The 12,291-nt window shown below is 70.9% G+C and carries 12 protein-coding genes; 3 read left to right on the plus strand and 9 right to left on the minus strand.

All coding sequences use genetic code 11. The features are described 5' to 3' along the window. Positions 1-34 precede the first annotated feature (34 nt). From FED44_RS17005 to tnpA, 5 genes are all read right to left on the minus strand, one after another. Complete coding sequence (locus tag FED44_RS17005; protein ID WP_208759028.1) at positions 35-1,330, minus strand: esterase-like activity of phytase family protein; 1,296 nt, start codon at positions 1,328-1,330, stop codon at positions 35-37. An 86-nt stretch (positions 1,331-1,416) separates the two neighbouring features. Then, positions 1,417-2,085, minus strand: coding sequence for an NADPH-dependent F420 reductase (npdG, locus tag FED44_RS17010; RefSeq protein ID WP_138461274.1), 669 nt, complete (start codon positions 2,083-2,085; stop codon positions 1,417-1,419). A gap of 70 nt (positions 2,086-2,155) precedes the next feature. Further along, complete coding sequence (locus FED44_RS17015; RefSeq protein ID WP_117408537.1) at positions 2,156-3,304, minus strand: lipase family protein; 1,149 nt, start codon at positions 3,302-3,304, stop codon at positions 2,156-2,158. Between the two features lie 167 nt (positions 3,305-3,471). After that, positions 3,472-4,656 carry an RNA-guided endonuclease InsQ/TnpB family protein gene (locus tag FED44_RS17020; protein WP_244302011.1) on the minus strand — a complete coding sequence of 395 codons (1,185 nt, stop codon included), beginning with the start codon at positions 4,654-4,656 and terminating at the stop codon, positions 3,472-3,474. Further along, complete coding sequence (gene tnpA, locus FED44_RS17025) at positions 4,649-5,050, minus strand: IS200/IS605 family transposase (protein WP_138461471.1); 402 nt, start codon at positions 5,048-5,050, stop codon at positions 4,649-4,651. The genes FED44_RS17020 and tnpA overlap by 8 nt, the downstream gene beginning before the upstream one ends. A 176-nt stretch (positions 5,051-5,226) precedes the next feature. Between tnpA and FED44_RS17030 the strand changes: the two genes are divergently transcribed. Both FED44_RS17030 and FED44_RS36465 read left to right on the plus strand, forming a co-directional pair. Next, positions 5,227-5,808, plus strand: a complete 582-nt coding sequence (locus FED44_RS17030; protein WP_138461276.1) for a hypothetical protein — start codon at positions 5,227-5,229, stop codon at positions 5,806-5,808. Positions 5,809-5,864: 56 nt separating this feature from the next. Further along, positions 5,865-6,254: a CBU_0592 family membrane protein gene (locus FED44_RS36465; RefSeq protein WP_187406040.1), complete on the plus strand. Its 390-nt coding sequence runs from the start codon at positions 5,865-5,867 to the stop codon at positions 6,252-6,254. Between the two features lie 47 nt (positions 6,255-6,301). On the opposite strand, the gene FED44_RS17040 is transcribed toward FED44_RS36465, so the two are convergent. Continuing rightward, on the minus strand, positions 6,302-6,478 hold the full coding sequence (locus FED44_RS17040) for a hypothetical protein (RefSeq protein ID WP_244302012.1): 177 nt from the start codon (positions 6,476-6,478) through the stop codon (positions 6,302-6,304). A 43-nt stretch (positions 6,479-6,521) separates the two neighbouring features. On the opposite strand from FED44_RS17040, the gene map reads away from it, so the two are divergent. After that, positions 6,522-7,370, plus strand: a complete 849-nt coding sequence (gene map / locus FED44_RS17045; protein ID WP_117410383.1) for a type I methionyl aminopeptidase — start codon at positions 6,522-6,524, stop codon at positions 7,368-7,370. 37 nt (positions 7,371-7,407) lie between these two features. On the opposite strand, the gene FED44_RS17050 is transcribed toward map, so the two are convergent. From FED44_RS17050 to FED44_RS17060, 3 genes are all read right to left on the minus strand, one after another. Further along, positions 7,408-9,402 (minus strand): bifunctional copper resistance protein CopD/cytochrome c oxidase assembly protein, encoded by a 1,995-nt coding sequence (locus tag FED44_RS17050; RefSeq protein ID WP_244302013.1) that lies wholly within the window; start codon positions 9,400-9,402, stop codon positions 7,408-7,410. Continuing rightward, positions 9,399-9,983, minus strand: coding sequence for a copper resistance CopC family protein (locus tag FED44_RS17055; protein WP_138461277.1), 585 nt, complete (start codon positions 9,981-9,983; stop codon positions 9,399-9,401). The genes FED44_RS17050 and FED44_RS17055 overlap by 4 nt, the downstream gene beginning before the upstream one ends. 200 nt (positions 9,984-10,183) lie before the next feature. Beyond that, on the minus strand, positions 10,184-11,476 hold the full coding sequence (locus tag FED44_RS17060; protein WP_138461278.1) for a helix-turn-helix domain-containing protein: 1,293 nt from the start codon (positions 11,474-11,476) through the stop codon (positions 10,184-10,186). Positions 11,477-12,291: the final 815 nt, after the last annotated feature.

Raw genomic sequence — 12,291 nt, forward strand, 5'->3', positions numbered from 1 at the left:
GCGGGTGCCCTCAGCGGGCCTCCAGCGGGCGCCCTCAGCGGGCGCCGAGCGCGCGAGGGAGCCGGATGACGACGAGGCGGTTCGGCACGCCGCTGTCCACCAGCCTGCCGTCGGGGCCGAAGTCGCCGAGGCCGAAGTCGTTGTCGTTGGCCAGGGCGATCGTGCGGGGGTCGAGCACCGCCAGCCCCTCGATCTTGCCGGGCAGCGACGGCACCAGCGCGTTCGGCTCCAGCACGAGCGACTTGGCGGGCAGCCTGAGATCGGACGCGCCCGCCCCCTCCTCCAGAGACGGGCTGGTCTTCGGGTCGTCGTAGGGCCCGCCGAGCAGGTTCGCGGCCCTGGTCAGGTCGATCGAGTACACCCGCGCCACGTTGTCGGTGCGCTCGTCGACGAGCAGGCGGCCCCGGCCGGCGTACGCCAGGCCGGAGATCTTCATCTCGCTCTGGTCGCCGTTCACCTTCGGGTCGAAGGTCGTGACGTCCTCGAACCGGTACGGATACTCCCCGGTCACCTTCCGGTGGCGCAGGTCGAAGGTGAGGATGCGCCCGATCCGCGACTTCTTGGCGGCCTTCTTGTCGGGGTTGGCCAGCGGGCTCTGCACGGCCAGGTAGAGCGTGCGCTCGTCGGACGAGATCGCGAGGCCCTCGAAACCGCGGTTCTGCTGCCGGCTCGCCAGGATCGCGGGCAGCGTCTCCTTCACCGGATAGTCCGCGCCGGTCAGTCCGAGCCCCGCCGGAACGTGGCGCTCCAGCACCCGGCCGTCGCGCGACACCCGCACCAGCGACGGGCCGTACTCGTCGACCAGCCAGAAGTCGCCGTCCCGGGTGCGCACCAGGTCCTCGACGTCCAGGCCGCTCGGGTTGTACGGCAGGGCCGTGCGGCCGTCCCAGGTGTACGGCGTCTCGTCGTGCCCCGCCTGGTTCGACAGGCCGGTCACGGGCCTGCCCGAGGCGCCGACGATCGGGATGTACTGCTTGATCGTGGCCGTGCCGCGCGCGAGGGCGACCCGGACGATCGCCGGCGTGAACTCGGGCACCGGGAAGGTGCGGCGCTTCTCTCCGTCCACGGTCGGCTGGCCGTTCGGCCCGCGGTCCGTGACGAGCCAGAACTCACCGGCCCGGCCGGCCGGGAACAGGCCGCTGCCGGCCCCGCCGAACCGCACGCCGTGGTCGTCCGCGATGGACGGCTGCACCCGCTTCAGCGCGGGAGCGGGCAGCGTGACGTCGGCGACGACCACGGGGCCCCCGGCCGGGGTGGCGGCGACCGTACCGGTGGCGGTGAGGGTGAGCGCGGCGGCGACGGCCAGACCGGCGAAGAGGTGACGTGGCACTGGAGACCTTTCAGACAGCGGTGACAGCGCCCGAAGGTAGTGAACGACGACGTCTCCGCCGTGAAGATCAGATGACGCCCGGATGGCTATACGTCGGTGACCCGGATGCCGGCGTGGGCCTTGTACCTGCGGTTGACCGAGATGAGGTTCGCGGTCAGCGCCTCGATCTGGTGGGCGTTCCGCAGCCGTCCCGCGTAGACCCCGCGTGCGCCGGGAATGCGGGCGGCGAGCGCCCGCACGACGTCGGTGGCCTCCCGGTCGTCGCCGAGCACGAGGACGTCGAGGTCGATCTCCTCCACCGAGGGGTCGAGCAGCAGCACCGCCGACACGTGGTGGAACGCCGCGACCACGCGGCTGCCGGTCAGCACCGCCGCCGCCTGCTGGGCCGCGCTCCCCTCCTCCACGGGCAGCGCGTACGCCCCCTGCTTGTCGAAGCCGAGCGGGTTCACGCAGTCGACCACGATCTTGCCGGTGAGCGGCTCGCGCAGCGACTCCAGCAGGGCCCGGTGGCCCTCCCAGGGCACGGCGACGATCACGACGTCGGCCTCGGCCGCCACGTCGGCGTTCGCGGCCCCGCGCACGCCGATCTCCCGGGCCGCCTCCCCCGCGCGCTCGGCGCTGCGCGAGCCGATCAGCACGGTGTGACCGGCGAGGGAGAACCGGCGGGCCAGCCCCTTGCCCTGGTCTCCGGTGCCGCCCAGGATGCCGATGGTCAGCCCGGACACGTCGGGGACATCTGTGGTCTGCTCTGCCATGAGTCAGATCATGCCAGCATGCCGGGGCCGGGAACCGCCCGGGCGGAGCGCGTCCGGGGACGTGAACGGCTCAGCAGTCGCCGATGGCGGGCAGCCCGGCCACCCGGGTCGCCAGCCAGGCCACCGCCAGCGGGGCGCCCTCCACCGCGCCGAGCACGTGACCGCCGGCCGGCAGGCCGGTCCACAGGACGTTCGCCCCACGCGCGCAGTACTCCCGCCGCAGCGTCCGGCCCAGCTCGTACGGGATGATCTCGTCGCCCTTCGCGTGGTACAGGAACAGCGGCGCCTTCGGCGCGGACGCCCCGAGGCGGTTCTCGGCGAGGCGGGCCCGCCACTCGGGCAGGTCCAGCACGTCGGTCGTGGTCAGCTCCGACAGGCGCCGTCCGCCGAGTTTCGCCCGCAGGTCGCCCACGCAGTCGTCCCGCGCGTCGCCGAACAGCGCGGCGCCCTCGGGGGTGAGATGGCTCTCCAGGCGCAGCTCCGGATAGGCGGCGTCCAGCCCGAGGCCCGCCGCGGCGGCCAGCCCGAAGTCTCCCGTGCCGTCCAGGTGATCGGCCACCGCCCTCAGGTCGGCCGGGACCCCGCCCGCGGCGACTCCCCTGAGCCGCAGTTCGGGCGCGTACGACGGCTGGAGCTGGGCCGCCCACGCCGCCGACGAGCCGCCCTGCGAGTAGCCCATCACCACGACCGGCGCGGCGGCGGACAGGTTCGCGTCCGGCACCCGGACCGCGGCCCTGATCGCGTCGAGCACGGCGTGCCCCTGGGAGAGGCCCGCCATGAACGTGTGGTCGCCCGGCGTGCCGAGGCCCTCGTAGTCGGTCACCGCGACGGCCCAGCCCTTGAGCAGCATCAGGCTCATGATCGCGAGCTCGGCCTCGGTGCCGCCGGCCATCGCGGCGGACGGGGCGCACTGGTCTCCCAGGCCGTGCGTCCCGACGGCGTAGCCAACGACGGGCCGCCGGCCCAGCGGATAGGGGGCGGCCGGCACGAGGAGGGTGCCCGAGACGACGTTCGGCTCACCCGTCGCGGAGGTGGATCGGTACCGGAGGTGCCACGCCTTCACCGGCACCTCCAGCAGCCTGCCCGGGGCGAGGTAGACGGTGGTCGCGCGGGCCTCGACGACGTCCCCGGCGGAGGTCGCGTGCGCGGTGCCGCCCAGCGCGGGCAGCAGGAGGAAGACCCCGATCATCGACACGAGGGCGCGCACGCGCAGGTTCATCGAGCCGCCTTCCGGTGGGGTGTGCACAGGACGATCTCAGCGCCGTGGGCTGATCGTCATCCTCCGGTAACGGTGTGTCAAGAACCGGATCGGCGGGACTTCACTCGTGTCTGTCAGGCACCATGACGTTCGTGACTCCTCCGCTCTCTGGAGGGAGCGGCTTCTCGCTAAGCCGCTTCCGCAGCCTGGCGAAGGGCAAGCCCCGCCCTCAAGATGTTGGTCGCCGCGTTCACGTCGGCGTGCGCGGCATGTCCGCACGCTGTACAGACGAACTCGGCCTGGGTGACGCGGTTCTCCTTCGCGCAATGCCCGCAACGCGAGCAGGTGCGGGAGGTGTCGGCGGGGTTCACCGCGATCAGCTCTCGACCGGCGCTTTCAGCCTTGTGCGCGAGGACCGTCAGGAACACCCCCCAACCCGCGTCCAAAATGCTGCGATTCAAGCCGGACTTCTGCGCGACGTTCCGGCCGGGCTGCTCGACCGTGCCGGACGCCGAACGGGTCATGTTCGCTATCCGCAGGTCCTCGTGCACGATCACGTCATACGCCCGGACCAGCGCGTTGGCGACCTTGTGCGCGTAGTCGATCCGCTGACGGCGGACCTTGCCGTGCAGGGCGGCGACCCGCGCCACCTTCTTGCGGCGGCGTCTGGATCCGCGTTCGCCGCGGGCGAGGTCTCGCTGAGCTTCCGCGAGACGATCGGCGGTCGCGGCGAGGTGGCGCGGGTTGGCGACGTGCACACCGTCGTTCATGGTGACCAGACAGGCCACGCCCATGTCGAGGCCGACCACCGCACCCGTGCCGGGAAGCGGCTCGGCGGGCACGTCGTCACACGCCAGGACCACGTACCAGCGTTTGCCCTCCCGCTTGGCGCTGATCGTCTTGACCCGGCCCCTGACCGGACGGTGCTGGTGCACCCGGACATGTCCGACGCCCTGAAGTCGCACGAACGTGGCCGAGGGGTGCTCGGGCTGGGAGTCCCAGCGGCAGCCGTCACCGTCCTTGGGCCACTCCACCGCATCGAACCAGCCCCGGCCCTTGAACCGGGGGAAGCCCGGGGTGCGCCCGGCCTTCACGCGGGTGAAAAACGCGGCGAACGCCTTGTCCAGACGGCGCAGTGTCGCCTGCTGGGAGGAGAACGACCACCGGCCCTGCCCGTCGGGGTCATCACCCCGGATGTGCTTCAGCTCGGCGGACTGGTCGCCGTACCGGACACTCACACCCGCCTTGACGTAGGCCGTACGGCGGTGCTCCAAGGCCGCGTTGTACAGCGTGCGGTGGTCCTCCAGGCACGCGGCGAGCGCGGCGGCCTGCTTGGCGGTCGGGCGCAGCAGGAACTTGAACGACCTAGGCACGGCCACCGCCTTCCGGCCGCTCGTACCGCGTCTCCATATAGCGCCGCACCGTCTCGGCCGGCACCGCGCCGACCGTGGCCACGAAGCAGGACCTTGACCACGGTGTGGGCAACGGGGAACGCGGGTGCGGGAACCCGGCGCGCGGGTGGTGGGAGGTGAAGCCCGGGAACTGGTTGGCGACGTACGCCGGCGCGCTCTTCGGGTTGGGCGTGACGAACAGGTGCACCTGGTCCGACACCACGTCAAGCGCCATGATCTGGCAGCCGTGCTCGCCGGCTGTGGCGCGAATCAGTTCCTCACGACGATCCTTGGCTCGCCCGCCGAGGACCGGGCGCCGGTACTTCGGGCACCACACGACGTGGTGCCCAAGGTCATACGCCGCAGCGGGGGACATGCGCCCTTGCCGAGTCACACGATCATCATGACAGCGCCGCACATCCAATACGCGACGAACGGAGACCGATCTCTGATGCGCAAACCAGGCAGGTCACCGCACACCCGCGCCTTGGCGGCCCTTCCGCTCCCGATTCCCCCGTCACCTGAAGGCAACGGCCCCCTGGGGAGAATCTGATGGACGCCGCATCGGTGAATCTGCTTCGGGAGGTGCTCGCCTCCACCGGCTGGCTGGAACGCACTCGTGAGCTCGGCCTCGCCCTCCGGGCCACCAGGTCGCCCGGAGGGCTCCTGGTCGTCGGCACCCCCGAGGACGAGCCGTGGCACGTCACCGCCCATCTCGCCGACGAGGCCCGGCTGTCGGGCCTCGCCCAGCTCTCCCCCACGCTCGTCCGCTGGGCGCCGCCGCCCGGCGCTCCCCCTCATCTGCGCGTCGGGATGGACCGGCTGCGGAGCGCGGGGCGGGGCGAGACGCTCTTCGTGGTCGCCGAGGAGCGGGCGCCCGTGCCGCTGCTGGAGCGCGTGGACGACGCCCGCCGCACCGGCGCCACGATCCTCGCCGTCGACGGCGGAGACCCGGAGCTGGAGTCGCTCGCCCACGACGCCATCGCCGTACCGCCCGAGGGGGGCGTGCTCAGCTTCGACGCCGCGCAGCACCTTGTGAGCAGCGCGGCCGGTGAGGTACGCCGCCGGGCCGGCCTGCGGGAACGCCTGGCCCTGCTGGCCGACCGCATCACCGGCCCGCGCGTGAGCGACTGACGCGAGCGGCGGGATCATTGGGCCATGAGCACTTCTCCGGACGGAGGGCAGTCCTGATGTCCGCCTTCATCACGATCACCGGCACGGTGGGGGCCGTCGTCCTGCTGGCCGCGTACGCCATGGTGTCGTCGGGCCGGATGTCCGGGGACGGGCTGCCGTACCAGCTCCTCAACCTGGGCGGGGCGGCGGCGCTGATGGTCAACAGCGCCTACCACTCGGCCTGGCCCTCGGCGATCCTCAACCTGGTGTGGAGCGGGATCGGCGTGTGGACGCTCGGCCGGCTCGTGGCCCGCCGCGCGGCGCGGCGGCGGGCGGCCGGGTCCGCGGGCGCCGCGCCCCCGGCCGCCGCGGTTCAGACGGGTGAGGTCCAGGCAGGCGGGGTGCAGGCAGGCGGAGTGCAGGCAGGCGCGGTCCACGTCCAGGCCGCCGACACCCCGGCCGGCTGAACCCGCGTACGTCAGCCCGTGCGCATAGGCTCGCGTACGTCAGGGGGTCACTCGTCCCACTCCTTGTCCTGTTCCTTCCACTTCTTGTTGCGCTCGGCCGCCGTCTGCAGGGCGTGGGAGGCGGCGTCCTGGGAGTCGTAGGGCCCGAGCCGGTCCTTGTTGGGGCAGCCCTTCTCCGGCTCGACGGTCATGTGCTTCAGGCAGAACCACCATTGATCGCTCACGGCACTAATCGTGCCCAGCGGAAGCGCAACTAGACTTGGCGGCATGTCCACGCTGCTGCGCCCCGGGCGTATCTCGCCCACCCGCAAGGTCCCCGCCCACATCCCCCGCCCCGAGTACGTGGGCAGGGCCGAGCCCAGGAAGGGCGACAGCGACGTCCAGACCCCCGAGACCATCGAGAAGATGCGGATCGCGGGCCGGATCGCCGCGCAGGCCCTTGAGGAGGTCGGCAGGCACGTCGCTCCCGGCGTGACGACCGACGAGCTCGACCGCATCGGCCACGAGTTCCTCTGCGACCACGACGCGTACCCCTCGACGCTCGGCTACCGCGGCTACCCGAAGTCGCTGTGCACGTCGATCAACGAGGTGATCTGCCACGGGATCCCCGACGACACCGTCCTGCGCGACGGCGACATCGTCAACGTGGACATCACGGCCTTCATCGGCGGGGTGCACGGCGACACCGACGCCACCTTCCTCGTCGGGGAGGTCGACGAGGAGTCGCGCCTGCTGGTCGAACGGACCCGCGAGGCGACGATGCGGGCGATCAAGGCGGTCGCGCCGGGCCGGCAGCTCAACATCGTCGGCCGGGTCATCGAGGCGTACGCCAAGCGCTTCGGCTACGGGGTCGTCCGCGACTTCACCGGCCACGGCATCGCGGCGTCGTTCCACTCGGGGCTCATCGTCCCCCACTACGAGGACACGTCGCTGTCGGTGACGCTGGTGCCCGGAATGACGTTCACGATCGAGCCGATGCTCACACTGGGCACGATCGACTACGAGATCTGGCCCGACCGCTGGACCGCCGTCACCAAGGACCGCAAGCGCACCGCGCAGTTCGAGCACACGATCGTGGTGACGGAGACCGGCCACGAGATCCTGACCCTGCCCTGAGGCCCGCCCCGCGTGCGGGCGCGTGGGTCCCGCGTGGTCAGCGGGACCGGTCGCGCCGGTTCAGCTTGGCCAGGTAGTCGTTGTAGGCGTCCAGCTCGGCGTCTCCGGTGCCGCCGCCCGGCTTCGCCGCGGCGGCGTCTGCCCGGCGGTCGGCCCGCCGGGCGACCCGCTCGTCGTCGCGCCACCACTGGAAGCCCAGCGCGAGCAGCACGATCAGGGTGGGGATCTCGCCGAAACCCCAGGCGATGCCGCCTCCGGTCTGCTGGTCGGACAGGGACGAGGCGCCCCAGGTGCGGCCGAGCTGGTCGTAGTACGCGCCGGCCAGCACCGTGCCCATGCTCATCAGGGCGATGCCGAAGAACGCGTGGAACGGCATGGTCACCATGAGGAGCAGCAGCCGCCCGGCGTGGGGCAGCTTGTGCGGCGCCGGGTCCACGCCGATGATCACCCAGAAGAACAGGGTGCCGCTCAGCAGGAAGTGCGTCGTCATCGCGATGTGCCCGAGGTGCTCCTCCATCGCGGCGGCGAACAGCGGGGTGAAGTACAGCGCGAACGTCGACACCACGAAGATCGCCGTCGCGATCGCGGGGTGACTGACGAACCTCATCACCCTGCTGTGCAGGATCACCGTGATCCACTCGCGGGGTCCGCGGTCGCCGCGCCGTACGGCGGGCCTGAGCGCGCGCAGCGCCAGCGTCACCGGCGCGCCCAGCACGAAGAAGATCGGGACCAGCATCGACAGGATCATGTGCTCGGTCATGTGCACGCTGAACAGCACGGGCGCGTACCGCGCGATGCCGCTCTGGGTGCTGAGCACCAGGATGACGACGCCGATACCCCAGCTCACCGTGCGGCCCACCGGCCACTTGTCACCCCGCCGGGCCAGCCGCACGACCCCCGCGCCGTACAGTCCGGCCAGGGCCGCGGCGAGCACGGCGAAGAACAGGTCGAACCACCACAGCGTGAACAGGTTCCCCAGGGACAGCGGAGGCGGGAGCAGGTAGCCGAGGAGCTCGAACGCGCGGTCGACCGGCGTGTTGACGGGCGGCGGGGCGGTCCTGGACAGCGCCACGCCGACCCCCATCGTCGCGCCCATGAGCATGACCTCGCCGAGGGCCAGGCGCAGGAACGCGTGCGGCTCTCCCGCCGACAGCCTCGGCAGCGTACGGCCCCGGTGGCGCCATCCCAGGTACCCCAGCACGGCGAACGCCGCGACCTTGGCCATCAGGAGCAGGCCGTAGGCGGAGGTGAACAGGTCGCCGATCGTGGCCAGGCGCGAGGCGCCCGCGGCGACGCCGGAGAGGCCGACCCCGATGAAGCACCACAGCGCCATCCTCGAGAAGCGCGCGGCGGCGACGTCGATCTGCGCCTGCCCGCGGAGCGCGTGGACGCAGGTCGCGGCGAGCCCCCCGACCCACAATGCCAGGAAGAGCAGGTGCATGCCGACGGAGGTGGTGGCCAGCCCGTGGTTGGGCGCGGAGGAGGAGTGCCCGGTCAGCGCGGGCGGCAGGAGCGTCACCAGCGCGAAGACCAGCAGTCCCGCGGCGGCGCCCGCCGTGATCGCGCCCCGGGCGAACAACGCGATGGCGACGGCGAACAGCACGACCAGGGTCAGCGCGATGCCCTGCGGCACCTGGCTGGCGTAGCTGGTGAGCTCGTTGCCGGCGAGGATCTCCCCCACGGGCGCGCCGAGGGTCTCCGACAGGCTGAAGACCAGCGCCACCGCCGCGGCGACCGCCCAGGCCAGGGCGGACCACGAGGCGCCCTTCACATAGCTCTGGGCCGGCCTGCCGAGCAGCCCCTTGTCACTGGGCAGGAAGGCCGCGGCCACGGCCAGCAGTCCCACGGTCAGGACGCCGGAGACGTCCATAGCGAGCTTCGACAACGGAAGCATCCAGCGCGTCAGCGTGCCCTCGTCGGGCAGGCCGGGGATGATCCGGGGGGTCGCGGCGCCGCCGAGCACCATCGCGACCACGAGCGCGCCCGCCGTCGCGCACAGCGCCGCGACGGTCAGGCGCACGACCCTGCTCACGGCTTCTTCCGCAGGCTCAGGAACATGCCGATGCCGATGCCGGCGATGCCGAAGACCACGGCCCAGAACCAGCCGGGCACGCCGCCGCCCTCGCTGTCGCCGGCCTGGGACGCCTGCGCAGCCTCGGACGTCGTAGCGGCCGACGCGACGGGTGCGGCGACCGTGTCCTGGGGCTCGGCCACCGAGGTCGCGCTGCCCAGCGCCTGGTCACCCACCACAGTGAAGGGGATCTCCCCCTCCAGGGGGTGACCGTCGGGAGAGACCACCCGCCAGGCGATCGTGTACCGGCCCGGCGGTACCGCGTCGGCCACCGCCTCGGTCACCTTGGGGCCGTTGACGGCCGGAGCGCCCTTCTCGTAGCGCTTGCCGTCCTCGCCGCGGACGACCACGACCGGGAAGCGCACGGAGTCCGCGAACTCCAGGGTGACCTTGGTCAAGGTCTTGACCTGGGCGTTCTTCTGCGGGTCGCTGCTCTTGAGCGAGGTGTGCGCCTGGGCCGGCAGGACCTGGGCCGCGCACAGCAGGAGCGACACCAGGAACGCGGCGAGGCCGGCGAAGGCGGCGAGGATGGGTCTCTTCATGACAGTCCCAGGCTACCGACGCGTGTGCGCGGTCCACACCCCCGCACCGGAAGACGGGGACGACCTGTCATGTCCCCTGCTCAGGGGTCCGACCGCACAGACGGATCCGGGCCGGAGCGCGACGCTCCGGCCCGGTGGGTCAGGTCTGTACGGGGCCTATATATGAGGCCCGGTGGACGAGCGGTGTGCGGGGACGCCTGTCACAGCCCGGCGCAGGCGAGGGCCCGCTGGTAGGCGGCCACACTCTGCCGGTCGTCCCCGATCCGCCGGCGCATCTCGCCGATGGTCATCCAGTCCTCGGCCGTCTTCCGTGTGGGCAGCGCGTCCTCCAGCCAGTCGCTCACAATGTCCAGTTCGCCCGCTGCCTTGTCATCCTGATGCAGCAGGAAACGCGCCTGGCTGAGGAGGAGGGCGGCTCGTGTCTCCAGCCACCCTGAGGTGCCTCGTACCAGATCGATGGCGGTCTGCGCGTACTCCACGGCCTGTTCGGGATACTGGAGGACGATCTCCGCCCACGCGAGGGCGAGTGCGCCATGAGCCCTGTCGAAGGTGCTTGTGGCTGCCGCCTCCATCTCCCGCTGCGCCCTGAGCAGGAGGTCGCGTGCCTTCTCCGACTCCTCGGGGTGCAATCTGAGGAGCATGTTCGCGTACGCCTGCCGAAGGCGCGCCAGGTTTCGCGGCTCACCGGTCTCGGACTGGATCGCCAGCGCACGCTCGATCAGGTTGATCGCCTCCTCCCCGCGTCCCACCTGCTCGGCGACGAGGGCGGCGTTCCAGGACGAGGCGACAGCGGATCGGGGGGTGCCCAGGGCTTCGGCGGCCGCCAGCAGTTCGGTCGCGAAGTGCCCCGCCCGAAGCAGATCGCCGCGCCACAGATAGACGCTCAGCAGTGTGGCGCCGAGTTCGACCAGACCGTCGTTCCATCCGGATCTGGCCATCGTCTCCAGCGCATGCTCGCCCACCTGAACGGCGGCGGAGTAGTCACCGCGCTCCCGATGACACCGGCACAGCGCCAGAGCCACGGCGACCTTGCGCTCCTGCGTCATCGCCTCCGCCTCGGACCCGCCGAGCTCTTCCAGCACGGAGATGGCCTCGGCAACCTCGCCGCACGCCTCGGAGGCCAGCGCGTAGCCGTAGCGGGCCTCAACTCGAAGGGCGGGGAGACCCAGGAGGTTGCCGTCGGCGAGCAGTTCGGCGTACCGGCGGCGGGCCTCGGCGACTTCGCCGTTCTCCAGCGCCATGCGGGCGAAGCTGAGGCCGACTTCGAGGTCCTCCATCTGCTCGGCGGTGACGCCGTTGACGAGGTAGGTGAGCGAGCAGTCCAGCTTCTGCGCGAGCAGTTCCAGGACCGCGGGGGTGGGAGTACGCTTGCCGCTTTCGATCAGTGATACATAACTGTCAGAAAGTTCGGGATGCGCCAGCTGTGCTTGTGAGAGACCCCGCTGACGGCGAATCGCCTTGATGCGCTGTCCGACCAGATCTTGCGCGGCCATTGGCAACTCCTGCAATATTGTAGGCCCGGCAGTCTGAGCTGATGGGAGATCCACCGTGCGCCGCCTTGCCCTACCCGTTCTTACCCTCATCATTTCGGCCACACTGGCCGTTGGAGGCGATGTTACGCTAGTAAGTGCCCCCGCGTCTTCTGACCAGATGAATTTGCCCGCCTCGAACGCGTGCTGCTGATCACAACAGACGTCCGGTGGCGTGCCGGGGCGCCGGAGACCAAGATCAGATATTGCCCGGCACCACACCCTCTCCGATGCCCCGGCGCCCCAATCGAAAATTACGGCCGCATCGGCACCGTCACTTCGTAACTATCTTCACAATCAGTTTGGCCGAATAAGCCGGCAGGGAGAATCGCTTCACCAACCCCCCTCATCGGAAATATTCTCAACGAGAATCATCGGCCACCGGCTCTCCCCATCTCCGACATCATATTCGGCGATATATTCACAGGCCGGCTTTCACCTGTTCGGCAGATCCGAATGGAAGCCCTTTCCGTTCGGCTGTCGCGACGACTGTCGCACGCGCCTCCCGGCCGCCTCCTCCGCGACTCGACCCGTCGCGTCATGGCCCCGCGAAGCGCCCTACTCGGACCTTAGCCCCCGCAGGGGCACGGAAGCCCACCAAACCGCCGCCTCGGCAGACCCCACGCTTCCGCCGGGCGTTGCCTCGTGCACACGAGAACCACCCTGTTCCGCGCACTCCTCGGAGGGGGCCCACGTCATCCTCATATCTAGACGGAATCTAGATATGTAGTGGCATATTAGAGCTTCTGTCAGAGTGGGGAAGCGAAGTCCGATGACCT

Source organism: Microbispora triticiradicis (genome assembly GCF_005864065.1).
Classification (GTDB): Bacteria; Actinomycetota; Actinomycetes; order Streptosporangiales; family Streptosporangiaceae; genus Microbispora; species Microbispora triticiradicis.